19 protein-coding genes are annotated in these 24,905 nt (G+C 42.2%); 16 read left to right on the top strand and 3 right to left on the bottom strand.

What is annotated here, in order from left to right; genetic code table 11:
• Positions 1–29: 29 nt before the first annotated feature.
• Both narL and AAEY88_RS04660 read right to left on the bottom strand, forming a co-directional pair.
• Positions 30–692: a two-component system response regulator NarL gene (gene narL, locus AAEY88_RS04665; protein WP_350559755.1), complete on the bottom strand. Its 663-nt coding sequence runs from the start codon at positions 690–692 to the stop codon at positions 30–32.
• Between the two features lie 92 nt (positions 693–784).
• Positions 785–2,842, bottom strand: coding sequence for a histidine kinase (locus AAEY88_RS04660; protein ID WP_350559752.1), 2,058 nt, complete (start codon positions 2,840–2,842; stop codon positions 785–787).
• 337 nt (positions 2,843–3,179) lie between these two features.
• Between AAEY88_RS04660 and AAEY88_RS04655 the strand changes: the two genes are divergently transcribed.
• The 15 genes from AAEY88_RS04655 (at position 3,180) to modB (ending at position 20,639) form a co-directional block, all read left to right on the top strand.
• The gene (locus AAEY88_RS04655) at positions 3,180–4,559 is read left to right on the top strand and encodes a NarK family nitrate/nitrite MFS transporter (protein WP_350559749.1); all 1,380 of its coding nucleotides are present in this window, start codon (positions 3,180–3,182) and stop codon (positions 4,557–4,559) included.
• Between the two features lie 515 nt (positions 4,560–5,074).
• A complete protein-coding gene (locus AAEY88_RS04650) occupies positions 5,075–8,833 on the top strand; it encodes a nitrate reductase subunit alpha (RefSeq protein ID WP_350559746.1) in 3,759 nt (1,252 codons plus the stop codon).
• 35 nt (positions 8,834–8,868) lie between these two features.
• The gene (narH, locus tag AAEY88_RS04645; protein ID WP_321154477.1) at positions 8,869–10,407 is read left to right on the top strand and encodes a nitrate reductase subunit beta; all 1,539 of its coding nucleotides are present in this window, start codon (positions 8,869–8,871) and stop codon (positions 10,405–10,407) included.
• A 1-nt stretch (position 10,408) separates the two neighbouring features.
• On the top strand, positions 10,409–11,278 hold the full coding sequence (gene narJ / locus AAEY88_RS04640) for a nitrate reductase molybdenum cofactor assembly chaperone (protein WP_350559743.1): 870 nt from the start codon (positions 10,409–10,411) through the stop codon (positions 11,276–11,278).
• A 14-nt stretch (positions 11,279–11,292) separates the two neighbouring features.
• Positions 11,293–12,018, top strand: coding sequence for a respiratory nitrate reductase subunit gamma (gene narI / locus AAEY88_RS04635; protein WP_350559740.1), 726 nt, complete (start codon positions 11,293–11,295; stop codon positions 12,016–12,018).
• A gap of 124 nt (positions 12,019–12,142) precedes the next feature.
• Positions 12,143–13,174, top strand: a complete 1,032-nt coding sequence (locus tag AAEY88_RS04630) for a peptidylprolyl isomerase (protein ID WP_350559737.1) — start codon at positions 12,143–12,145, stop codon at positions 13,172–13,174.
• Between the two features lie 98 nt (positions 13,175–13,272).
• Entirely contained in the window at positions 13,273–14,568 is a 1,296-nt protein-coding gene (gene glp / locus AAEY88_RS04625) for a gephyrin-like molybdotransferase Glp (protein ID WP_350559734.1), read from the top strand.
• Between the two features lie 200 nt (positions 14,569–14,768).
• Entirely contained in the window at positions 14,769–15,884 is a 1,116-nt protein-coding gene (moaA, locus tag AAEY88_RS04620) for a GTP 3',8-cyclase MoaA (RefSeq protein WP_350559731.1), read from the top strand.
• 148 nt (positions 15,885–16,032) lie between these two features.
• Positions 16,033–16,563 (top strand): molybdenum cofactor biosynthesis protein B, encoded by a 531-nt coding sequence (moaB, locus tag AAEY88_RS04615; RefSeq protein WP_350559728.1) that lies wholly within the window; start codon positions 16,033–16,035, stop codon positions 16,561–16,563.
• On the top strand, positions 16,556–17,296 hold the full coding sequence (locus AAEY88_RS04610) for an NTP transferase domain-containing protein (RefSeq protein ID WP_350559725.1): 741 nt from the start codon (positions 16,556–16,558) through the stop codon (positions 17,294–17,296). The genes moaB and AAEY88_RS04610 overlap by 8 nt, the downstream gene beginning before the upstream one ends.
• Before the next feature lie 51 nt (positions 17,297–17,347).
• Positions 17,348–17,899: a cyclic pyranopterin monophosphate synthase MoaC gene (gene moaC / locus AAEY88_RS04605; protein ID WP_350559722.1), complete on the top strand. Its 552-nt coding sequence runs from the start codon at positions 17,348–17,350 to the stop codon at positions 17,897–17,899.
• Positions 17,900–17,944: 45 nt separating this feature from the next.
• Positions 17,945–18,223 (top strand): MoaD/ThiS family protein, encoded by a 279-nt coding sequence (locus tag AAEY88_RS04600; RefSeq protein ID WP_350559719.1) that lies wholly within the window; start codon positions 17,945–17,947, stop codon positions 18,221–18,223.
• Positions 18,224–18,225: 2 nt separating this feature from the next.
• Entirely contained in the window at positions 18,226–18,765 is a 540-nt protein-coding gene (locus tag AAEY88_RS04595; protein WP_350559716.1) for a molybdenum cofactor biosynthesis protein MoaE, read from the top strand.
• Positions 18,766–18,963: 198 nt separating this feature from the next.
• Positions 18,964–19,872, top strand: a complete 909-nt coding sequence (modA, locus tag AAEY88_RS04590) for a molybdate ABC transporter substrate-binding protein (protein WP_350559713.1) — start codon at positions 18,964–18,966, stop codon at positions 19,870–19,872.
• A 65-nt stretch (positions 19,873–19,937) separates the two neighbouring features.
• Positions 19,938–20,639: a molybdate ABC transporter permease subunit gene (gene modB, locus AAEY88_RS04585; protein WP_350559710.1), complete on the top strand. Its 702-nt coding sequence runs from the start codon at positions 19,938–19,940 to the stop codon at positions 20,637–20,639.
• Positions 20,640–20,831: 192 nt separating this feature from the next.
• On the opposite strand, the gene AAEY88_RS04580 is transcribed toward modB, so the two are convergent.
• Positions 20,832–21,326, bottom strand: a complete 495-nt coding sequence (locus tag AAEY88_RS04580) for a hemerythrin domain-containing protein (protein ID WP_350559707.1) — start codon at positions 21,324–21,326, stop codon at positions 20,832–20,834.
• Positions 21,327–22,155: 829 nt separating this feature from the next.
• Between AAEY88_RS04580 and cas3 the strand changes: the two genes are divergently transcribed.
• A complete protein-coding gene (gene cas3 / locus AAEY88_RS04575) occupies positions 22,156–24,810 on the top strand; it encodes a CRISPR-associated helicase Cas3' (protein WP_350559704.1) in 2,655 nt (884 codons plus the stop codon).
• The last annotated feature ends 95 nt before the right edge of the window (positions 24,811–24,905 follow it).

Raw genomic sequence — 24,905 nt, 5'->3', positions numbered from 1 at the left:
TCAGTTTCGACAACAAGTTATTTTGACGGCTATTGTTTGGATAAATGATTGACTGTCCAAACAGCGGCTTCCACCCGCGTACGCAGACCAGTTTTATTGAGGATATGCTTTACATGTACTTTTACCGTGGATTCTGCAATATCGAGCTTATTGGCGATCATTTTATTACTAAGCCCTTCAGCGATCATTTGAATCACTTGTAACTCTCTACCCGTCAGATTGCCGGCAATATCTTCAATGCTGGGGGTACGTAAGGTTTGTGCCAATATTGACGCTAAGTTTGGACTGATAACCAGCTCGCCGCGCAATATTTTTCTAATATCAATAATAATTAATTCGGGCTCCATATCTTTTAATAGGTAGCCATCTACGCCTAACTTCAAAGCATCTTGCACATCTTCACCGCTATCAGAAACCGTAAATAATACGGTTTTGGTCTTAATGTTTCTCGCTTTGATTTCTTTTAAAGTTTCCATACCGGTTAGTACAGGCATTTTATGGTCTAGGATGACCAAATCGACCTCATTATCTGCTAAGAACGCCAATGCCTCTTGTCCATTACTCGCTTCACCAACGACTTTGACATCGCTCTCAAGACTCAATAATTCTGCGACGCCTCGACGTAGCATAGGATGGTCATCTACTAATAACAGCCGAGCGGGAGAAGCGGCGGTATAAACTTTGGTACTCATAACATACTCACATATTAAAAATGCTACAAAATAAGCGTTTTAAATCTCAAGAAAAGACAAGCTAATAAGTTTTACGGGCTATTTTTACTAAATTATAGATAAGCGTCTTCGATGGTACTTTCGTCAAAGAAATTAGGCGCAAACTTTGCGGTTATTGTAGTGCCCTGTGGTTGATTGTTAGAGACGGTCAATTCCCCACCTAAGTTGTGGGCGCGCTCTTTCATAATCATTAAGCCATGATGCTGAGTCTGATCTACGGTGCCTGACATACCAACACCGTCGTCGGCAATAGACATCACAATATATTTATCCTCATCATCATAACCCAAATCAATGGCGACATTTTTAGCTTGGGCATGCCTGCTAATATTCGACAACGCCTCTCTGGCAATTTGGATCAAATCGATTTGTTCAGTGGCACTTAAATTTAAAGTCATTATTCGATTGCTTACCGAAATATCAAACTGCCCCTTTAAGGCAAATTCATTGGCGGCTTCGTGTAATGCTTCATCAAAATTATCATTATCAATAGTGAGTCGAAAAGTAATTAATAAATCTCTTAGCTGTTGATAGGCGGAGCTAAGACCTGCTTTTATTTGATCAATATGCTGCCGGACGGTCGCTTCAACTTGCTCGTTACAGCCATTTTTAAGATGCCTCTCTAATACACTGACTTGAATTTTCAGATAGGACAATGACTGAGCCAAAGAATCATGTAACTCTCTGGCGATAGTGGATCTCTCTTCGAACAAGATAAGTTGGTGCTCCTGCTGTCGTTGCTTACGCAATGACAGAGCCGTACTGATTAGATTGGTGAGCGCGACGATCAGCTCATTGTTTTCAACATCCAGCTCAGAACCTATTTCAGAATTAAAAAAGGTTCTGCCTTCTTTTGCCATCTGAATACGTTGTGAGGTTTGGGTGTCGCTAGGCTTTGTATTATGACTATTATCATCTGGCGACAACGTACTATTAATCAGTAGGACCGACTTTGGTCTGACTTTCAACTCGCCGAATTCAACCTTTTGGTGGGCGATAGGGTAGGATTTGGTATATACCCCTTCTCTAGTTAAGCAGTTATCACAGTTTAGCTTTTTACACAGTTCCTTCATTTTTTCACCGTGTAAGATGATGGCGTTTTTATTATTTATAAATTTATTCTGAATACATAAAACGAACTCTAAATGAGGGAAAATCTTGCCAAAGTCTGTAATTAAGGTATCAAGTCTATATAAGCTCACTTGACTGGTGCTTAGGGATTTAGAAAAATCATAAAACAGCGATAGTACTTGGTTGGCTTTCACTAAATGTTGAGTTTTTATCTGTACTTCACTTTCGAGTGAGCGTTGATGAGTCTCAATGGTGCTGGCCATATCATTAAAAGAATCGCCAAGTTTATTGAACTCGCTATAGCCTGATATAGATACTCTCGTATTGCGCTTGCCCTGCTTAAATTTATAATTGGCTTTAATAAGCTGTTGTACAGGTATTAGCACATTTTGACGCAGTTTGTGCATACCGATAAGCATAATAATAATGGTCAGCAGTAACGATACAATTTGTAGGATCTGCTGCCACGTCTGACGCTGCTCATTTCTATGCTGTAGCCTACTGACGAAGCTATCCACATCTTTAACATACTGAGATGAGGTGATATAAAATTTCTGTTTGTCCTGTAGTAACAAAGCGGGCTTTAAATCGCGAAACCACTGTGAGTTTATTTGCTCAAGTTGGTTATTGATTATTTTATCGTTATTAGCATTAGCCAATTGATAATCATGTAATTTTGCAAGCCTATTTTCCATATCTTTAATGAGAATTAGTATTTTCTCAGCCTCTCCTTTATTGACAAGACTTAACTGAGTTTGCTCTCCAACCTTATTTTCGTCCTTACCTTCAAAGTCGTTTTTCTTAAGACCAATGTTCGAATTAAAAGGGTTGTCTTCAGCAAAATCAGTCGCCAGTTGAAAGCTGATACGATAGGTTGCCATCCGTATGGAGCCCGCGGTGTTAAGGGCCTGCGCATCGGCTTCTGACACCCAAGCCAGCATGCCACTACCTAATGCCGATACAAAGCATAAGATAGAAATGGTAAAGATAGCGGCCCAAGCATGAAGGGGTAAAGAATGTCGTAATAGACGATTATTCATAATTAATAAGCTTTTACCTATCAAAATACATAAATTTTTAGCAACTTTGAGTTCGAAATATCTAAGCGTATAAGCCTAAATACCAACTTGTCATTGATGAATCTGTCTTCACTATACCTCTTTAAGCCATCAGTATACCACTATGTATTAATACTAATAACAGTGATAAACAAGTACCGTCAGTTATCATTTGTTGGTAATGCATCAAGTGAATAATAGAGCCAATAAGCAAGGGTGGTACGCTGTTTAAGATCTGCAAGCACTTTTAAACGCTTACTTCCTACTGCCTATTTTTATAACGGCTTAACTGTATAGACGATATTAAGTGAGGAACAGTATGGGCAGTAATGACGATTTTAAAGGTGGTAAGCTCATCACTGACTGGCGTCCTGAAATAGAGGAGTTTTGGGAAAGTAGCGGCAAAAAAGTCGCCCGTCGCAATTTATGGATATCTATACCCGCTTTATTACTGGCTTTTGCGGTATGGATGGTATGGAGTGCGGTCATTGTTCGCCTCCCAGAGATTGGTTTTGATTTTGATAGCGGGCAGCTATTTTGGTTGGCTGCTTTGCCAGGTTTATCAGGAGCGACACTGCGGATTTTTTATTCTTTTATGGTGCCTATTTTTGGTGGCCGGCGCTGGACTGCGATCTCTACTGCATCACTATTAATTCCAGCATTATGGATGGGATTTGCGGTTCAAAACCCTGATACCCCGTTTATTATATTCGCAGTCATTGCGCTACTTTGTGGTTTCGGTGGGGGCAACTTTGCCTCTTCTATGTCTAACATCTCATTCTTTTTTCCAAAATCTGAACAAGGTACCGCCCTTGGCCTTAATGCAGGTCTTGGTAATCTAGGCGTGTCTGTCATGCAGTTCGTCGTCCCAGTGGTTATCTTATTTGCCGCATTCGGGAGCTTAGGAGGCGATCCACAGATTTCCGGTTCGGGCCAACAGTTCTATCTGCAAAATGCGGGCTTTATTTGGGTGCCATTTATCCTTTTATTCTCAGTACTGGCTTGGTTTGGCATGAATGATATTGCAACTTCCAAAGCTTCTTTTAAAGATCAATCCATTATCTTTAAGCGTAAGCACAATTGGATTATGTGCATTCTTTACATGGCAACCTTTGGTTCATTCATTGGTTTTTCTGCTGCGTTTCCTATGTTGATTAAGAATTCATTCCCCGCCATAGATGCCCTGAAATTTGCCTTTTTAGGTCCCTTGGTAGGCGCGTTGTTTCGTCCGTTAGGCGGTTGGATATCTGATAAAGTAGGCGGCGCTAGAGTTACTTTTTGGAATTATATTGTGATGGTATTGGCCGTGTTGGCTGTCATGTATTTCTTACCCAATGAGAGCAGTAAAGGCAGCTTTGCCGGGTACTTTATCTCATTTATGGTGTTATTTATCACCACTGGCATTGGTAATGGTTCTACCTTTACTATGATTCCGGTTATTTTTAGAACGCTACATGAGCGCCTCGAACCAGAGAAAATTGGCCAAGAAAGGCTGTTCGTAGAAATTCGCAAAGAGTCGGCAGCGGTGGTTGGCTTTACTTCAGCTATCGCAGCTTATGGCGCCTTCTTTATACCTAAAATGTTTGGGTCGGGCTTAGGAGTCTTCGGTACCTTTATTACTTTAATCATTTTTTATATCATTTGCATCGTATTGACTTGGTGGTATTACAGTCGCAAAAACGCTGAATATCCTTGCTAGATTTATATATAGTCAGTTTATAATAAAATAGCTACAGATATGATGACGTGCTACTGGTACAAATTTTACTCGCTTGCTGTGTGGCTGCGCCACTCCAGAGGCTTCGAAAATTTATCCTAGTAGCACTGTATGCTTTCCAAAGTGAATCAATTATAGGTGTTAAAAGTATAAAGGTGTTAAAACCATATCAGTACTAGAATATAGTATTAAGGTTTTTTAACAATGCTACTTACTTCGGTAAGTAGCATTTTTTTTGCTAATTCAGTTTTATTTGGTTTTTCTATCGAGCATTTTCTCTCTTATTGATTAGTTTTTGACGACAGTATTTTTATAATGGCTACTACTAAAGGAGTAGTGTTGTGCTCATGTTAGATAATAGTAAGTCCTTTAGCGCTTACTTAAAATGACGATATCGAAATAGTATTTATAGCTTATGAACTTAGAGAAATTACTTAAATTACTCGAAGTTCAATTCTAGATACACCATAAGTAACAACATAATAGAGGATAGCGAAATGAGCCATTTACTCGACCAATTCCGTTTTTTTAAACGCAAAAAGGGTGAGTTTGCCGATGGACACGGCGAAACACGTGATGAGTCGCGTGAGTGGGAAAATGCTTATCGCAGCCGTTGGCAGTATGACAAAGTCGTGCGCTCAACCCATGGCGTCAACTGTACGGGTTCTTGCTCATGGAAAATCTATGTGAAAAACGGACTGGTAACGTGGGAAACTCAGCAAACCGACTATCCAGAAACGCGTCCAGACTTACCCAACCACGAACCGCGTGGCTGTCCTCGTGGCGCAAGCTACAGCTGGTATATGTATTCTGCCAACCGGGTCAAATATCCTAAAGTACGTAAGCCTTTACTAAAATTATGGCGTGAAGCCAAGGGTGAGTTTCCAGACCCAGTCGATGCTTGGGGAAGTATCGTCGAAGATCCAATCAAAGCGGAACAGTATAAATCTAAGCGCGGTTTAGGGGGCTTTATCCGCTCAACTTGGGCAGAGGTCAACGAAATTATTGCCGCAAGTAACGTCTATACTGCCAAAGTTTACGGCCCTGACCGTATCGTCGGTTTCTCTCCTATTCCTGCCATGTCGATGGTCAGCTACGCTGCTGGTAGCCGTTATTTATCCTTGATTGGTGGCGCTAACTTATCTTTTTATGATTGGTACTGTGATTTGCCACCGGCGTCTCCAATGACTTGGGGTGAGCAAACGGATGTACCTGAATCAGCCGATTGGTATAACTCTGATTATATTATTGCTTGGGGATCAAACGTCCCGCAAACGCGTACACCCGATGCGCATTTTTTCACTGAAGTCCGTTATAAAGGCACCAAAACAGTGTCTATAACTCCCGATTATGCGGAGATATCCAAGTTAACTGATTTATGGCTGAACCCTAAACAAGGGACGGATGCGGCGGTCGCTCAAGCGTTTTGTCATGTCATTATCAAAGAATTTTACATCAAGCAGCCTAGTGCTTATTTTCTAGACTACGCCAAGCGCTATACCGATATGCCAATCTTGGTCATGCTAGAAGGGGAAGAAGGCTCGCGTCGTCCTGGTCGCTATCTTCGTGCTTCTGACTTGATTGATAACTTAGGTCAAGAAAACAATCCAGAATGGAAAACCATCGGCCTGAATAATGATTGCGAGTTGGTTTCTCCACAAGGCTCTATTGGTTATCGCTGGGGCGAAAAGGGTAAATGGAACATTGAGCAGAAGAACGGTACGACAGGTGAGGAAATTGACCTGACATTAACCCTAAAAGACAGCGGTGAAACCAGCATAGTCGCCTTTGACTACTTTGGTCATGTTAAACACCCACATTTTGAATGCGTACCAGGCGACGCGTTACAGCAAAAAACCGTTCCTTGTAAAACCGTCACCCTTGCTGATGGCACCACCGCTATAGTAGCGACCGTATTTGACTTAACAGTGGCCAATCTTGGTGTTGATAATGGGATTGGCGGCGATCACGTCACCGATGATTATAACGATGCTAGTGTCCCAGGAACGCCTGCGTGGCAGGAAGTGATTACGGGTCTCAGTCGTGAGCGGGTCATCCAAGTGGGCCGTGAGTTTGCAGAAAATGCGCATAAGACTAAAGGCAAATCGATGATTATCATCGGTGCGGGTATGAATCACTGGTATCACCTCGACATGAACTATCGCGGCGTTATTAACATGCTAATGCTGTGTGGTTGCATCGGCAAATCAGGTGGCGGCTGGGCACATTATGTGGGTCAAGAAAAACTACGTCCACAGACTGGTTGGTTGCCACTAGCCTTTGCGCTGGATTGGCATCGTCCACCACGCCAAATGGCGGGTACTAGCTTCTTTTATGCCCATAGTTCGCAGTGGCGTCATGAGACCATCTCCGCGCATGAGATTCTCTCTCCTAATGCTAATAAAGCAGACTTTCCTGAGCATATGCTGGATTACAATATTCAGGCGGAACGTGCAGGCTGGTTACCTTCTGCCCCGCAACTCGATCGCAACCCGCTAATCATTGCTGAGCAAGCAAAAGCGAGTGGTAAGGAGATTGAGGATTATGTGGTGGACTCTTTAGAAGATGGCAGTATGCGTTTTGCCTGTGAAGCACCGGACAACCCCGTTAACTTCCCTCGTAATATGTTTATCTGGCGCTCAAACCTTTTGGGCTCATCAGGTAAAGGGCATGAATATATGCTCAAGTATTTCTTGGGTACCAAAAACGGTCTATTAAACGAAGAAAACGCTGCTGGTGAGTTACAACCAAAAGAAGTCGATTGGGTAGAAAAAGGCCCGACTGGCAAGCTGGATTTGGTGGTCACGTTAGACTTCCGCATGTCTTCTACTTGTATGTATTCCGATATCGTCCTGCCGACTGCGACTTGGTATGAAAAAGATGATATGAATACCTCAGATATGCATCCTTTTATTCATCCTTTAACCGCAGCAACAGACCCTGCTTGGGAATCTAAAACCGATTGGGAAATCTATAAAGGTATCGCTAAGAGCTTCTCTGAAATCTCTAAAGGCCATTTAGGTGTTGAGACTGACGTCGTTACTTATCCGATGCAACACGACACCCCAGGCGAATTGGCTCAGCCATTTGGCGGCACAGACTGGAAAACCGCTGGCGAAAAACCCGTTCCAGGTAAAAACTGCCCAATGATTAAAATCGTTGAGCGTGATTATCCAAGTACCTATGCTAAGTTCACCTCGCTTGGTCCTGCTTTAGAAGAGCTAGGTAACGGCTCAAAAGGTCTAAATTGGGACGTCAAAACTGAAGTTAAACAACTGGGCGATCTCAATTACCGCGTGACTGAACCTGGTGTTTCCGAAGGTCGACCGCGTATCAGTACCGCAATCCATGCGTCTGAAACCATCTTAATGCTTGCTCCAGAAACCAACGGTCATGTCGCTGTTAAGGGCTGGCAGGCATTATCTGAGTTTACCGGTCGCGAACACGAGCATCTTGCCAAATCTAGTGAGCATACAAAAATTCGCTTTAAAGACATTGTGGCGCAACCGCGAAAAATTATCTCAAGCCCAACGTGGTCAGGTATCGAGTCTGATGAAGTGAGTTATAACGCCGGTTATACCAACGTTCATGAGCTCATTCCTTGGCGTACGCTTACCGGCCGTCAGCAGTTTTATCAAGATCATCCTTGGATGCAGGCATTTGGAGAGCAAATGCAGCAGTATCGTCCACCGATTGATACCAAAACCACTGAGATAGTCAAAAACGCTAAGCCCAATGGTAATAAAGAAATTGTCCTTAACTTTTTAACACCGCATCAAAAGTGGGGTATCCATAGTACGTATTCTGACAACTTATTGATGTTGACCTTAAGCCGTGGTGGCCCTTGTGTCTGGATGTCAGAAGTTGATGCGGCAAAAGCAGGTATCGTCGATAACGACTGGATTGAACTGTTCAATGCTAACGGCGCGCTCACCGCTCGTGCCATCGTCAGTCAGCGGGTCAAAGAAGGCATGACCATGATGTATCACGCTCAAGAAAAACTGGTCAATATTCCTGGTTCTGAGCAGACTGGTACTCGTGGCGGCATTCACAACTCAATGACCCGTACTATCTTAAAGCCAACCCATATGATTGGTAGCTATGCGCAGCAATCTTACGGCTTTAACTATTATGGAACGGTAGGTTGTAACCGTGATGAGTTTGTTGTTATCCGTAAAATGTCAAAAATTGACTGGTTAGAAGACAAGCCAGATGATTCATTGCCGCGCCCATTGCCTACCAGCATTGACGGCTAAAGCGACTTCTTTCTATCCATACTCGGAGCACACCCATGAAAATTCGTTCGCAAGTCGGCATGGTGCTTAACCTTGATAAATGCATCGGTTGTCACACCTGCTCAGTCACCTGTAAAAACGTTTGGACCAGCCGTGAAGGCATGGAATATGCGTGGTTTAATAACGTTGAGTCCAAGCCTGGTATTGGTTATCCCAAAGAATGGGAAAATCAAAACAAGTGGAATGGCGGTTGGATACGTAACGCTAACGGCACTATTAACCCACGCATTGGTGGTAAGTTTAGAGTGTTGGCTAATATCTTTGCCAACCCCGATTTACCAGAAATTGATGATTATTACGAACCGTTTGATTTTGATTATCAGCATCTTCATACCGCGCCTATTAGTAACCACCAGCCTATTGCCCGCCCACGCTCATTAATTTCTGGCAAGCGCATGCAAAAGATAGAATGGGGCCCTAACTGGGAGGAGATTCTAGGCACGGAGTTTGAAAAAAGACGCAAAGACAAAAATTTCGATAATATCCAAGCGGATATTTACGGAGAATACGAGAATACATTCATGATGTATCTGCCGCGTCTTTGTGAGCATTGTTTGAACCCTACCTGTGTGGCGGCGTGCCCTAGTGGCGCTATTTACAAGCGTGAAGAAGACGGTATTGTCCTGATTGATCAAGACAAATGTCGCGGCTGGCGGATGTGTATCTCAGGCTGCCCTTATAAAAAGATTTACTATAACTGGAAGTCAGGAAAGTCTGAAAAATGTACCTTTTGTTATCCGCGTATTGAAGCTGGTTTGCCGACAGTCTGTTCAGAAACCTGTGTCGGTCGTATCCGCTATTTAGGCGTGCTGTTATATGACGCTGATAAAATTGCTGAGGCCGCTAGTACACCAAACGAAAAAGATATCTATCCGGCGCAATTGGATTTATTTTTAGATCCTAATGATCCGCTAGTGATCGAACAAGCATTAAAAGATGGCGTACCGCAATCCGTTATCGATTCTGCGCAGCGCTCACCGGTATATAAACTTGCCGTAGATTGGAAGCTCGCTTTACCGCTACATCCTGAATATCGTACCTTGCCGATGGTCTGGTATGTGCCGCCACTTTCTCCTATTCAAAATGCTGCTGAAGCCGGCAAGGTAGGCATGGATGGACTCATTCCAGATGTGGACAGCCTACGTATACCGCTGCGTTATTTAGCCAATCTACTGACTGCTGGTGATGAAGAGCCCGTTCGTCTGGCTCTAAAACGTCTGCTTGCTATGCGTAGCTACAAACGTATGCAGCTGGTCGAAAAGCAAGAGGTTCAAAGCATATTGGACGATGTGGGTCTCACCAAACTTCAGGTCGAAGAGATGTATCGTTATCTAGCGATTGCCAACTATGAAGACCGCTTTGTCATCCCAACCGCGCATCGAGAAGAAGCATTGAGTGATGCTTTTGCTGAGCGTGGGGGCTGTGGCTTCACCTTTGGTGACGGTTGTTCCGGTTCTACTGATAATAGTATGTTTGGCCAACGTAAAACCAACCGTCGCGACTTTATTGATACTGTCCAAAAGTGGGAATCATAATATGCAAACCTCTCAGTCTTATAGTGCTCAGTCTTATAATCCAGATCCAGCCAGTCATCTGAACCCGCTACCTAAAATTGGTGATTCGGAATTAAAGCTATTAAAAGTGTTGAGCTTACTCATAGACTATCCGAGTAACGAGCTGTTTGAAGGCGATGCTTTTGCTCAGTGTAAGCAGATCGTTGTAAAATCAACTCTGATTAGCCCCCAAGTACGGGGCCAAATAATCAGCTTAATTGACGACTTAGTTGAGACCGGATCTCTTGAGGCGCAATCTCGTTATGATGGCCTGTTTGAGCGCGGTCGTTCGTTGTCGTTATGGTTATTTGAGCATGTCCATGGCGAGTCGCGTGACCGCGGTCAAGCTATGGTCGATCTGATGGGTCAATATGAAGAGGCGGGCTTTGAGATTGGTGTTAAAGAGTTACCAGACTTTCTGCCTTTATATCTAGAATTCTTGGCCTATCAAGCCACTGTTATTGAAGATGACATTCAGATTCGTATGGATATTGCCGATGTCAGTCATATTATTGCGTTGCTGGCCGCCCGACTCGGTGACCGAAAAAGCTTATATCAAGGGTGTTTTAATGCACTATTACAGATTGCCGGAAAAACCCTTGAGATGGTTGACGACTTTCAGGAAAAAATCAGTAAAGAGACGCGAGATGATAGCTTTGAAGCGTTAGATAAAGAGTGGGAAGAAGAAGTGGTCGACTTCTTGGGTGCCCAGCAGGAAGAGCGCTGTCCTTCAGAGACCAGTACCCATAATCTGGCCGCTAAAGCTGGCGTTAGACCTGTCAAAACAAAAAATGCTGTTGATGCCCCTGTGCACTGGGTGGACTTTAAACAAAAACCCTCGGTCAAACAATAACAAGGAGAGAAGATATGAATATTGCAGATCCTGGTATACAGACTTTAGCCAATCTAAATTGGCTGCAAATATTCACTTTTGGTATTTATCCCTACATTGCATTGACCGTCGCTATCGTCGGTACCTGGGTACGTTTTGACTTGTCTCAGTACTCATGGAAATCAGGGTCTTCGCAGATGCTCAGAACCAAAAACATGCGCTGGGCCAGCAATCTATTCCATGTTGGTATTATCGTCGTACTACTGGGACATCTATTCGGTATGTTAACCCCGCACTTTCTTTATGAATCCTTTATCAGTGCGGGACGCAAACAAGTGGTAGCGGTAGTCGTTGGCGGTATCGCAGGGGTCTTCTGCTGGATTGGCTTGGTTATGCTCATGTGGCGACGTTTCACTGATGATCGTATCTCCAATACCTCGTCGTTCTCAGACAAGCTCATACTGGTACTGTTATTTATTCAGCTTAACTTGGGTTTGGCGTCTATTTTTACCTCTGTGCAACATTTAGATGGACTGACGATGATGAACTTAGCCGGTTGGGCGCAAGATATCACTATCTTAAGACCTATACAGGCAGCGGCACGTATTGAGCAAACCGATATCATTTATCAGCTACATATGGCTCTGGGTATTACTCTTATAATGATCTTTCCGTTTACCCGATTGATTCATATTGTTAGTGCACCCGTTTGGTATCTCGGTCGTCGCTATCAGATTGTTAGACAAAAGAGCTCTCAATAAGAGGTCTTTTGTAACATTTAGCCCGACTTAAATTAATGATCTCAATGTTGTATTTAAATACCATCTTTTTAAACACAGCATTTTCTAAATGTCTATTATACGAATTCTTAGCGGAGCACCAACTATGACTGTCAGTACCTATAACCCCGCCGACCACGTTAATTGTGATACTCATGCCGCTAATTCTTCTACTGTAGCGGATAATATGGCAATGGACACTGCGAAAATGCAAAACACAGATGATATTGTTCATCTTATGCCAACCTTAACGGATCTTAAAAAGCCACATTCTGATCAAGAGTTCATCGAAAAAGCAATGGCAGAAGAGCGAAGTAACCATAAGAACCTAATCGCCTCTAGCCGTGATGAGCTGCCTTCTGTACTGGTCAACGGCGTGATGATCGAAAGAACTGATATTGCGCAAGAGATGCAATACCATCCCGCAGAAACTAAAGAGGATGCGGTATTTTTAGCGACTCAGGCGCTGGTGGTTCGTGAATTGTTAAGGCTTGCTGTTTTAAGTGACAGCAGTATAGGCGAATCGGCATGGGAAGCAGATGAAGAAAAAGCCATCTCTAGCTTGATTGATAAAAACGTAAAAGCCACTATACCGAACAGTGCAACCTGCGAGCGTTATTATGATCAAAATATAAGTGACTTTAAGACTGATCCTATTATGACTGCTCGCCATATCTTATTGGCTTGCTTGCCTGAAGATGGTGACGAAAGACTGAAACTCAAAAAGACCGCTTACGATATGATTGAGCAAATTAAGGCTGATAGCAATTCTACTGCGGCACTTATTGAATTAGCACGTCAGCACTCGGCTTGTCCTTCAAAAGAACAAGGGGGCGATTTGGGTATTATTAGTAAAGGTCAAACCGTACCAGAGTTTGAAAGCGTGTTATTTCAGTTAGAGACCGGTATAGCCCCTAGTCCTATCGAAAGCAGATATGGCTTTCACATTGTTGAGGTGCTCAATAAACAGCCCGGAATACAAATGAGTTATGAGCAAGTAGGCGCTGCGATAGCCAATAAGCTGAGTCAACTGGCCTTTCATCAGTCGCTTTGTGATTACTTATTTACCTTAGCTGATGAGGCGCAGATAGAAGGGATTGAAATGGTGCTGGCACAAGAAAATGTATATCGCGGCTAGTAAAGGTATATGATGTTAGCAAACATGCCCTAGCACTAATAAACTTATCACTGATAAATGGATCGAATATTTATTATTAATAAAACGAGTGTACACTTATGATTACTACAGAGCAGTTGCGGTCTGCAATCCAGCAACGCATAGCTATTTATAATCAAAATGATTTGCCACTAAAAAAAAGAGCGACGCAAACTTGCGCGCTATTAGACAGCCGTAACCACATACTGGCTGAATATATTATTTCACCATTTTCGGTGCCGAGACAGAATATATCGGCGATGGATGGCTACGCTATGGCTCACGGTAGCACGCTATCGAAAGGCAGTCTTATTGAGATTATTGGTGAGTCGCAAGCAGGAAGTCCTTACACGAGCGCTGTCAAAAAAGGCCAAGGTATCCGTATCTTTACTGGTGCTGTGGTGCCGGACAGTTGTGATACCGTTATTATGCAAGAAAATACTAATTTTGCTTATATAAAAGACAGCCTAGATAAAACGCAACCTTACGAGATTATTTTATCAAAGGCGGCAGACGTAGATGCGAATATCCGCAAGCAAGGGGAAGAGATACAATACAACGAGCTGGTCTTACAACAAGGCAAACGTATAAACCCTGCTGATATTAGCTTGCTCGCCAATTTAGGCGTTGATAAAGTAAAAGTATTTAAGCCACTGACGGTAGGTGTTTTGGCTACCGGTGATGAGCTGGTAGCACTTGGTGGTAAATTAAAAAGTTTGGCGCAAATATATAACTCTAATACACCCACTCTAAAAGTTTTGTTAGAGCCGTTACCAATCGTTGTTCGTGATTATGGCATCATTCCTGACGATTTAGATAAAACCACCAAAGCGGTCGCTAAGGCCATGAAAGAATGTGATGTACTGATCTCCACCGCTGGGGTGTCAGTGGGCGATTACGACTTTTTGACCACAGTCATTGAGCAATTAGGCCAAATCAATCATTATAAAGTGGCAATGAAACCTGGCAAACCTTTCGTTTTCGGTGAGCTGACACCCAAAGCTGATAAGCCCGTATTGTACTTTGGCTTACCAGGGAACCCTTTATCAACGGTAGTGGGTGCGCTGCAGTTTGTGATTCCGGCATTATGGCAATTATCTGGTGCTTCTATAGCTGAGCAACCAATGCAGCTAACGGTAACGGCAACTCTGATAAATGATATTAAAAAATCAGTCGGTCGTACTGATTTTCAACGCGGCGTATTGTCACAAGTCGAATGTGGTAGCTATCAAGTTGAGTGTTTCTCTAAACAAGACTCTCATAGAATAAAGCAGCTCAGCCGTGCAAACTGTTTTATTGTTTTAGCAGAAGATAGTGGCAATGTGACAGCAGGTAATAGCGTGAACGTACAACCATTTCCTTGGCTACATGTTTAGTAAAGCTATCTAGCTGTTTATTTAACCCTATTAATTTTACCCTAAATGCCTTGACGTATACTACTTTAGTGGTAGATATTAAGGCACTTAGGGTTAATTGCTATCTGTTATCAATTTGATATAATAAATTTTCAATAAAACTTTACCAACTCATAACCTGAGGCAACGCCTAACGTACGCACTATTGATGGTAACGACATATGACTTATCACAGCCCCACAATAGGGAATGCTCAATTGTATTCACCTGTCTCGACACCCGCTAATTTCGATACTAATGTGAATAACCACATAGCATCGTCGGTAGCAGCCATGCCTACTGACCCCTCTATCAGTCACCATCAACCTCTAACAGACGGTTTTTCGCGACGTCTAACTTACCTGCGCTTATCCATCACTGATTTTTGTAACTTCCGTTGTGAATACTGTTTGCCTAATGGCTATCAGGGCAAGCGTCCTGATGACGAGTTGAGCGTGTCTGAAATTGCGACGTTGATTCGTGGCTTTGCCCAAGTGGGAACAAGAAAAGTGAGAATCACGGGTGGCGAGCCTTCTATTCGTCGTGATGTCGTGGACATTATCCGAACCATAAAGCAGACGCCTGGCATTGAGACCGTGGCAATGACCAGCAATGGTTATAAGCTCGGCAAACATTTGGCTGGCTGGAACGACGCTGGGCTGAATCAGATTAATATCAGTATGGATAGCTTTGATGCGGCTACCTTTCATAAGATGACCGGCTTTAATATGTTACCGCAGTTAATGGCTGATATGGATCAGCTGTTAGAAACCACGGATATTAAGCTAAAAATAAACAGTATCTTGATGGCAGAAACCGCCTTTCAAAATCTGTTAGATGCCATGGATTATGTTAAGAATCGTCGGGTGACCTACCGTTTTATCGAGTTTATGCAGACCAGTGACAACAGCGACTTGTTTTTTGCCCAGCATGCACAAGCTGATACCATTACTGATTATTTATTAGAGCACGGCTGGCAGACTAACGAGCGTGGTAGCGCCGACGGCCCAGCGATAGAATACAGCCATCCGGATTATGTTGGACGTATTGGGATGATTGCCCCTTATGCGGCCCACTTTTGTGATAACTGTAACCGTTTGCGGGTCAGTAGCTTAGGTAAGGTGCATTTGTGCTTATTTGACCAAGGTAATTACGACATTCGTGAGCACCTACGTCAAAATGATGTCGATGGTCTGATGGCCACGCTACGCAGCTTTATGCCGATCAAGCCTGAGCATCACCATTTGCATGATTCTAATAGCGGCATGATGAATAATTTATCTATGATTGGTGGCTAATAATTAAACGGCTGCTGGCTTACCATTCTTTTTAGTTTCGTAAGATATTTATCGTTTTAAAATAGATTTTATCGCACACCTTTTTATCGCACTTTTATAACTTATAGCAAACCTATAACCATTAAAAAATAACGACTAAGGAATACCCATGTCCAAGCCCGCTGCAGAATTCATCCCGCTCAATATCGCGGTGTTAACTGTCTCTGATAGCCGCACTCTAGCAGAAGATACCTCGGGACAGTATTTGGTAGATAGTTTAACGGCAGCCGGGCATAATTTGGCAGACCGCCAGCTCATTACTGATGATATTTATAATATTCGAGCAGTGATTAGTGGCTGGATTGCAGATTCCAATGTCCATGCGGTTATTACCACTGGCGGTACTGGTTTTTTTATAAGAGACAGTATGCCAGAAGCGGTACAGGTGCTGTTTGATAAATCTGTTGATGGCTTTGGTGAGATGTTTCGGCTTATTTCAAAAGACGATATTGGTATGTCTACCATACAGTCGCGGGCGATTGCCGGTATGGCAAACGGAACGGGTATCTTTTGCCTGCCGGGTTCAACTGGCGCCTGTCGTACTGGTTGGGAAGACCTATTAAAAGATCAATTTGACAGTCGCACTCGTCCTTGTAATTTTGTGCCTCATTTTATGCGCGCTAATCCTAGCCATGACTGATCGTTTAGACAGCTTAGCTGGTGTTGTGATCTTGGCTGGCGGTAACTCCAGACGTATGGGCACACCCAAAGCTAAGTTGACACTGCCTACTGATGAAAGCTTGCTGGACTATCATGTCCGACACGCTATCGGTTTAAATGTACCCATTATCATTGCTGATAATGAGCGTGGTTTTACCGTAACGCCAGAATTGCTTTTAGACCGCCCAGAGTCGCCTATTTATTATGTTGCTGATTATGGTTCTACGACGACTATTGACGATAATAGCGATACAGTTACAGGCGGGGCATTAGTAGCGATTGAGTCAGCGCTGCAGTTATTAATAAAAGAGCTATTGCTAAAGCAGGCACTAGTAAAACAGCCACTGACAAATATAACTGACGCTGGAACGCTAAAGAATGAGCACTCATCGTGGTTGATGGTCATTAGTTGTGATAGCTTAATTCCAGCTACCGATTTATGGCAAAAGCTACGACCCTTTATTGCTCAATCTTTAGAGAAATCAGTAATTTGTTTAACAGATGAGACGCATCTATATCCGCTATTAGGGCTTTATCAGTTGAGTATTGAGCCTGACTTAAAGGCTTATATTGATAGTGGAGAACGGCAAGTGATGACGTTTATTAAACCAATGACTCAGGCTATTCCAATTGTGAAAGAATGGCAGTCATTGACTAACTTTAATACCCCTGAGGATTTCAAACAGGCGTGCGCCGCTTTATATGATTTATAAAATAACGAGACTGTTAATAGAGTAACGAGACTTTTAAAGAGTAAATAGACTATGCCGATCAATTCTAATACTGATTCTAATACTGATATTGAACAGAACACGCAAACTGATTTAGCCGCATCTGGGTTATCCCATTTGGATAGTGATGGCGATATTAATATGGTCGATGTCAGCGGCAAGACAGTAACTACTAGAGAAGCGCATGCCAGCGGGCAAGTACGATTTCCAGAGGGTATTTATACGCAGATTAAAGCCGCTGATGGTATGACTAAAAAGGGTAGTATCACTCAGACCGCGCATATAGCCGGTATTATGGCGGCCAAGCGTACTCATGAGCTTATTCCACTTTGTCATCCGCTACCTTTAGATAAAATTGGTTTAACCTTTGATTATGACGATGTGACTCAAGCGATTACAGTGACCGCAACGGTGAAAGTCACTCATAAAACAGGCGTAGAAATGGAAGCACTAACCGCCGTTAGTATCGCCTGTTTGACTATATATGATATGACCAAAGCCTTGTCGCATGACATCGTTATTGAGGGTATTCATCTTATTAATAAAACCGGTGGCAAATCAGATTATAACTATCCTTCGGTTTAATACTTAAATATTTAATGAGACAATCAGCCAGCTAGGGAGACCTCTATGAGCACTACAAATACTGTAATAACAGATGCCACCATGGATATTAATATCTTATACTTTGCTGGTTTGGCTGATGAAGCCAACTGCCATGAGGAAAAAGTTACCGTCCAGCAGTCACTCTCCCTCACTGGTTTGTATGAACACTTAAGTGAAAAGCATCGTTTTACACGACCACAAACTGAGTTACGGGTCGCGGTAAATGATTACTTTGTCAAATGGACGGAAGCGATTAACGATGGCGATAATGTGGTTTTTATTTTACCTGTAGCAGGCGGTTAATAATGCAAGAGAGTACGAATAATGTAGGTACAGATTCTGGCGTAGAAAACGCTAAAAAAGAGGTGCATAGCCAATCTATGCACATAAACCGTAGCGTCGATGAGGCCTACGCGCTGGCTCAACGTGATGGCTTTGCTTTGTTAGACATCGCCATTGATGAGAGTAGACTTAAAGCGATGCTGGATGATGACAGTTGCGGCGCCTTTGTCAGTTTTGAGGGACGCGTACGTAATCATAATAACGCCAGTAGCGTCGATCGCTTAAGTTATTACGGCTATGAAGAATTAGCAATCAATCAAGGCCGTCAAATCATTGAAGAGGCAAAAAACAAATTTGAGATTACCCATGCCATCGCTATTCATCGTATCGGGGCATTAGAGATAGGCGATATAGCGGTATGGATTGGGGTTGCTTGCGCCCATCGCTATCCTGCATTTGATGCCTGCCGCTGGATATTGGATACTATCAAAGCGGACATTCCGGTTTGGAAGCAAGAATACTATGAGGATGACTCCTCTAAATGGTTGAGTAACAATGGCTAAGTAGCAGTGGTTAAATAAGAATGGTTAAGTAACAATGATTAACCAATAACGGCTAAGTAAGAATGGTCATAGAACTGTTTTTGCTTAGTCGTTTTAGTAAGGCTTTTTAAATAAAAAATGGGTCTTAAAATCGTGCAAGTTTTCATTTTAGTAGTAAAACGGCAAGCTTGTAAACATCATCTGTAAATAGGGTAGGCTATGAAAATTGATACATTAAGGGGTCGCGGCAGTCAGACTCTAATGCAGGATTTTACAGCCGTATCTAAAGCTTTATTAACGGTCAGTGCCTCTACTTGTTTGGCGTTAGCGTTAACGTCTTGTACTAAAGAAAGCACAAATGATACGGTGCAAGCTGGGTCTAATAAGATGACTGGTCAGACAGCAACGCTACGTATTGCCGCTGCTGCTAATTTATCTGATGTATTGCCTGATATCGTTGACGCTTATAAAGCAGATAAAAAACTACCTCAGCAAGACATTGAGGTAACCTATGCGTCTTCGGGCAAGTTATATGCGCAAATCACAGCCGGTGCGCCCTATGATATATTCTTGTCTGCCAACCAAACCTTCCCTGCTCAGTTAGCAAATGAGATGGCTAATAAAAGGCCTCAAGGTGAAAAAACTTATAAACCGTTCACTTATACTCAAGGTCAATTGGCCCTATACAGTGTGACTAAGCCGATTAACGACTTTAACCAAACGACATTGATAGATTTGTTTGTGGCAAACCCTAATAGTAAGATAACAATCGCTAATCCTGAGCTTGCTCCTTATGGCGAGTCTGCAAAAGCGTATCTACAATCACAAAACATCTATGACTCACTAAATGAGCAAAAACGCCTGATACAAGCTGAAAATATTGGCCAAGCCTTTCAGTACGCTCATACGGGTAGTGTCGATTATGGATTTGTCGCGCAATCACAAGTCACTGCGATTAAAGCCACCCCTGAGCAATTTTATACCTTGCCGCCAGATGCTTATCCCTCTATTCTACAAGATGGAATAATCATTAGTGACGCATCTACCGCTACAGACTTCACTGATTACTTACAGTCTACCGCAGGACAACTATACTTCTCTCAAGCGGGCTATTTGGCCGTTCAATAGTCATCTGACAGTGCAATAATAAACAGTTATGCAGACTATAACCCTCATCAATCAGTATTGACGTTATGATCACTCAATCCCTTATATCAAGCATGCTCAGCCCAGTTTGGGTCAGTATTAAGCTTGCCGGTGTGACGACCTTGTGTTTGTTATTGTTTGCGACGCCGTTGGCTTACTGGTTGGCCAAGCCAAGCCGAGGCCATATTGTTGGTCGTCTTAAGATATTATTAATGGGCATTATTGCTATGCCATTGGTATTACCGCCCACGGTGATTGGTTTTTATTTATTACTACTGATGAGTCCGAATTTTGGCATCGGTAAATGGCTTGCTGAGCATAATATCAGCCCATTCATCTTTACTTTTGAGGGCTTAGTGATAGGGTCGATTATTTATTCGTTACCGTTCTATGTACAGCCTGTTTATGCGCAGTTTTTACGTATTCCAAGAAGCGTGATGGAAGTCGCCCAGTTATTAGAGCCCAATCGACTGAAACGTTTTATAAGAGTGGCGCTACCGCAAGCACGAGTTGGTATTGTCCTCGGTAGTCTCATTAGCTTTGCGCATACGATTGGCGAGTTTGGCGTGGTATTAATGATAGGGGGCAGCATCTCAGGCGAAACCAAAGTGGTCTCTATTGCTATCTATGAGCAAGTAGAGGCCCTTAATTATGAGGCTGCCCATACGATGTCCATTATTCTGATTGTAATGGGCATGATAATGGTCGCTTTAATCGCTAGCGTTAATAAGCTAAATCAACGGCCATAAAACGGTCTTTATGTGAGATATATTTAATCCAATTTAAAAACAACAGAGTGCTACTGGCATGCTACTGTAACAAACGTTTTGCAGGCTCGAAGCACGCTAGCGGACAGCACGCCAAAAAAATTTATACCAGTAGCACGTTGCTATAAGTGTTTCTTATTTTGAATTGATTATGTTATTCAAACGTCGTGCAATCTAGCGCTGCTCATCTAAATGCTTAATATGGTCTGGACTCGCATCATAAACAGCATTCAGCTCATCCTCTGTCAGATATTTTTCAACGATAGGAAAGAGCTCGCGTTCTTCAAAACGAACATGATCATAGAGCAGATTAGCAAGTTGTCTGACTTGGTCTACAGTGACTACGCTATCAGTAGCCTGACCATTTTTAGTCTCTTGAGAGGCTTGAATATTGGCTGTTACTTCATTTAACTGCTTATGCTGCTCTTCCAATGTATCAAGTACGGATGCCACCTCAGGTTGGGCAGCTTGATGAGGCAGTAGGGCATCAACGATTAGATTGTCTTCGATTTTAAAATGATGGCGCATATCACTCATATAAGAGGATAGCGCTTGCCAATGCTCAGCAATCTCTTGCGGATTGTCAGCGCACTCTTTAGCGTGACGGCCCACATGTAGTCCCAGATGATGTTGGCGAGATAATGGCTGTAATTGATTGGCACGTTTCATAAATAAGCTCCTTCATAAAATATAATAAAAAAACTGCAAATAAAGTGCGATATAGCATAAGTACTAGAATAAGTCATGAGACACCAACTTTTGTGGGATTCGACTTTGTGCTTAACTATATATAGTACATCCTCGATAAATATCATTTTGATGAATTTGATATCAAAGAGTTTTGTGATCGTCAGTACTCTATTTCGTATAGGGTTAAGCTATTAGATTATCAATCCAGATAAAAACTCAGTACAACAATTTCAACTCATTTCTACTACTTTACCGCTAATTTGGTCTCGATTATATTGCTACCTCGTAACTCGTACTATGCCCCGGAGCCTGCGAATTTAACTGATAAGAAGTTATTGTAGCGGCAGCTAGCTCGTCTCGTATTCAACTACACTTACCAGATTCTGAAAGCCCCAGTTTAACAATTGGGGTTTTTTTGCCTATAAAATATAGCTTTTAGAGTGATTCCATCTTCTTTCATTACTATCACTTAAATATGATTTTATTACTATACAAAAGGCAGTCAAGCTAACCTAATTCTGTCTACTGATTTTGCACTTAACTTATTGTGTGGGTATATAAATCGATTAATATCGATATTTATTTCTTCATCTATTTTATTCACTATCCTAAAATCAATACAACTGGTTTGCTCATTATAACTTCTATACCCTTGAATATGACCCATTTAAAGTGAGAAAAAAGCGATTTACATACATCGACGACATTAAGTGTCGCATTTAGTAGTATTTTATCTTGTTACTTGAAATAGATTACGATATCGTTGAACTAATATATTAAAGAACTCTTGTTTGGAATAACATCTCATATGGAAAATGTAGATAAGCAAAACGAACCTTTGAATATAATCAATAAAAACTTCATTGCACATGTGCGTGAAAGTGATGGTAGTGAGCAGTTACTTTATGATCATTTGACAGGTACAGCACAAATAGCCAAAGCCTTGGCAACTAAGATTGGTTTGCCATTAGCAGGTGAGCTGATTGGGCTATTGCATGACTTAGGGAAATATAGTCAAGCATTTCAAGTGTATATTCAACAATGTGTAACTTATGATAGAGCTAAGGCAGGAAATGGTACTGTAGATGATGATTTTGAAGCTCTAGAACTCCAAGGAAAGCCCGCCAGGGGGTCTGTGGATCATTCAACAGCAGGTGCTATTTTTCTTTATAACAAGCTCAAAAAATTAAGTACCAATACGACAGATAAACAGAGCAATTTAAAAATAAAAGTAGAGCAAGGTGTATTATTAGCCGACATTTTATTTATCTGTGTTGCCTCACATCACAGTGGCTTAGTGAATGTAGTAGATAAAGTAGGTAAACCTTATCTCAATCAGCGCAAACACAAAGAAGAAGACCAAAGTCATTATCAAGAGGCTGTCATTAACGCAATTGATGAAAAGTTATTCACCAAATTAAACTCTGATATATTTACACTCGCTTTAAAAGAGTTTATTAAAGCCTATGCCCCTATTCTTGGTAGTCGTACATTAGCTGATAAACAAAAAGACTTCTATACAGGTTTCTACACTCGTTTACTGTTTAGCTGTCTGATTGATGCTGACCGCAGCAACAGCATTGCCTTTGAACATCCTAATCAAGCCCACCTTTTAACCTATCATCAGCCAAATTGGCAGACAGCCATTGATAAGCTAGAGGCTATTTATCAAGCGTTTAGTGATGAATCCCCAAGTAATCCGCCCAACCCTATCAATGACCAACGCAATCGTATCGCTCAAACTTGTTTTGATGCGGGTCAGAAAAATCAAGGTATCTATTCACTGACCGTACCTACAGGTGGTGGCAAAACTCTAGCCAGCCTACGTTTTGCTCTGCAACATGCCAAGCGCCATGACCTCGACCGAATCATTTATATCATTCCCTTTACCAGTATTATTGAGCAGAACGCAGCTGAAATTCGGAAGATTTTAGAAGGCAAGTTACCTGATGGCAGTTATCTAGGTGACTGGGTGTTAGAGCAGCATTCCAATCTAGAGCCTGATGTGCAGACGTGGCAAAGTAAGCTGATAATGGACAATTGGAATGCTCCTATTGTATTTACTACCATGGTACAGTTTTTAGAAAGCTGCTTCGGTGGGGGTACTAAAGGCGTCAGACGGCTGCACCAACTCAGTCGAGCGGTGCTTATCTTTGATGAAATTCAAACCCTACCTATTAACTGCTATTACCTTTTTTGCAATACTATTAACTTTTTAACCAGCTACGCTAATAGCACCGCCGTGCTATGTACGGCTACTCAGCCTGTCCTAGACAACCTGCCTAACAAAAAAAACGGGACTTTGAATACCCCTACGGAAATCATTGGTGAGCGGCAAGATTTGAGCTTATTGTTTGACACCTTAAAGCGAGTAGATATTCATGACCATACTCAGCCTGATAAGGATTTGGATGGCTTAACCAGCTATATACTGGATAATTTTACAACGTTTGAGAGCACACTGGTCATTGTGAATACCAAAGTATGGGCAAGCCAGCTATATCAAACTTTGTCAGAACAGTTAAAAAATACAGAAACAGAGTTATCAGCACTATTTCATTTAAGTACGGGTCAATGTGCGAGGCATCGAAAAGACTTACTATCTGAGATTAGAGGCCGTTTAAAACAAGGACTGCCTACCTTAGTCGTCTCAACGCAATTAATTGAGGCCGGTGTAGATGTCTCATTTAAGTCAGTTATTCGGTTTTTGGCAGGGCTTGACAGTATTGCACAAGCAGCAGGCCGCTGTAACCGTCATGGCGAGATGCTTGATGATGTAGGCGAACCGATTAAAGGACAGGTATTTATTGTAAGTCCTGATAAGGAAAACTTAAGCAAACTACCCACTATCGAGCTGGGTAGAAACAAAATGGCTGATCTCCTTTACAGTTTAAGCTTACCTGAGAATCAAGACAAGCATCTACTCGACCCCGATATTATGACCAGCTATTTTGAATACTTTTATACCGAATCTACTATTGAGCAGCAGATGGCATATCCCGTGAAAGATTTGGATTCAAAGCAGAGTGGTAGTGATACGATTTATGGTTGGCTTAGTAGCAATCCTACTAATGAATATGTTAATAATGACAATTCTGTGAGGTTACAGAACAAGCAATATCCAAAACTATGGCAGTCATTTATGGATGCAGGACGAGCGTTTAAGGCTATTGATGCGCCTACTCAGGCCATTGTCGTGCCGTATGGTGAAGCAGGTCGTGAGTTAATTAATGATTTACACGGTACACAGGTGAGTACTAAAGACTTTTATAAGCTAGTCCGCGAAGCGCAGCAATATAGCGTGAATGTATTTCCTTATATGCTACAACAATTACAGGATGTTAAAGCAATTGCTATGGTCAGAGACACAGGTATTTTGACGTTAGATGAACAGTTTTATGATGACAAGATGGGACTGGATATTTCGGGAAGTGGGGAATTAGATTTTTTAGGTGGGTTTTAATTTGAATTGACTGTCTCGAAAAGGTAGTTTCAATTGGGGTTAGAGAGTCATTGTTGAGAAAACATACTCATATTTCCCTTTACGTTTCAATGTTT

The sequence above is a fragment of the Psychrobacter sp. CAL346-MNA-CIBAN-0220 genome (assembly GCF_040309805.1).
Classification (GTDB): domain Bacteria; phylum Pseudomonadota; class Gammaproteobacteria; order Pseudomonadales; family Moraxellaceae; genus Psychrobacter.
Note: the sequence above shows the minus strand (reverse complement) of the source record. Positions and strands in the feature narration are given on the sequence as shown.

Excerpts from the sequence above, each read along its gene's own strand:
- cas3 (WP_350559704.1), top strand. The coding sequence starts at position 22,156 with ATGGAAAATGTAGATAAGCAAAACGAACCTTTGAATATAATCAATAAA.
- modA (WP_350559713.1), top strand. The coding sequence starts at position 18,964 with ATGAAAATTGATACATTAAGGGGTCGCGGCAGTCAGACTCTAATGCAG.
- AAEY88_RS04600 (WP_350559719.1), top strand. The coding sequence starts at position 17,945 with ATGAGCACTACAAATACTGTAATAACAGATGCCACCATGGATATTAAT.
- moaC (WP_350559722.1), top strand. The coding sequence starts at position 17,348 with ATGCCGATCAATTCTAATACTGATTCTAATACTGATATTGAACAGAAC.
- AAEY88_RS04630 (WP_350559737.1), top strand. The coding sequence starts at position 12,143 with ATGACTGTCAGTACCTATAACCCCGCCGACCACGTTAATTGTGATACT.
- narH (WP_321154477.1), top strand. The coding sequence starts at position 8,869 with ATGAAAATTCGTTCGCAAGTCGGCATGGTGCTTAACCTTGATAAATGC.
- AAEY88_RS04650 (WP_350559746.1), top strand. The coding sequence starts at position 5,075 with ATGAGCCATTTACTCGACCAATTCCGTTTTTTTAAACGCAAAAAGGGT.
- moaB (WP_350559728.1), top strand. The coding sequence starts at position 16,033 with ATGTCCAAGCCCGCTGCAGAATTCATCCCGCTCAATATCGCGGTGTTA.
- narL (WP_350559755.1), bottom strand. The coding sequence starts at position 692 with ATGAGTACCAAAGTTTATACCGCCGCTTCTCCCGCTCGGCTGTTATTA.
- narJ (WP_350559743.1), top strand. The coding sequence starts at position 10,409 with ATGCAAACCTCTCAGTCTTATAGTGCTCAGTCTTATAATCCAGATCCA.
- glp (WP_350559734.1), top strand. The coding sequence starts at position 13,273 with ATGATTACTACAGAGCAGTTGCGGTCTGCAATCCAGCAACGCATAGCT.
- AAEY88_RS04655 (WP_350559749.1), top strand. The coding sequence starts at position 3,180 with ATGGGCAGTAATGACGATTTTAAAGGTGGTAAGCTCATCACTGACTGG.
- narI (WP_350559740.1), top strand. The coding sequence starts at position 11,293 with ATGAATATTGCAGATCCTGGTATACAGACTTTAGCCAATCTAAATTGG.
- modB (WP_350559710.1), top strand. The coding sequence starts at position 19,938 with ATGATCACTCAATCCCTTATATCAAGCATGCTCAGCCCAGTTTGGGTC.
- moaA (WP_350559731.1), top strand. The coding sequence starts at position 14,769 with ATGACTTATCACAGCCCCACAATAGGGAATGCTCAATTGTATTCACCT.
- AAEY88_RS04580 (WP_350559707.1), bottom strand. The coding sequence starts at position 21,326 with ATGAAACGTGCCAATCAATTACAGCCATTATCTCGCCAACATCATCTG.
- AAEY88_RS04660 (WP_350559752.1), bottom strand. The coding sequence starts at position 2,842 with ATGAATAATCGTCTATTACGACATTCTTTACCCCTTCATGCTTGGGCC.
- AAEY88_RS04595 (WP_350559716.1), top strand. The coding sequence starts at position 18,226 with ATGCAAGAGAGTACGAATAATGTAGGTACAGATTCTGGCGTAGAAAAC.
- AAEY88_RS04610 (WP_350559725.1), top strand. The coding sequence starts at position 16,556 with ATGACTGATCGTTTAGACAGCTTAGCTGGTGTTGTGATCTTGGCTGGC.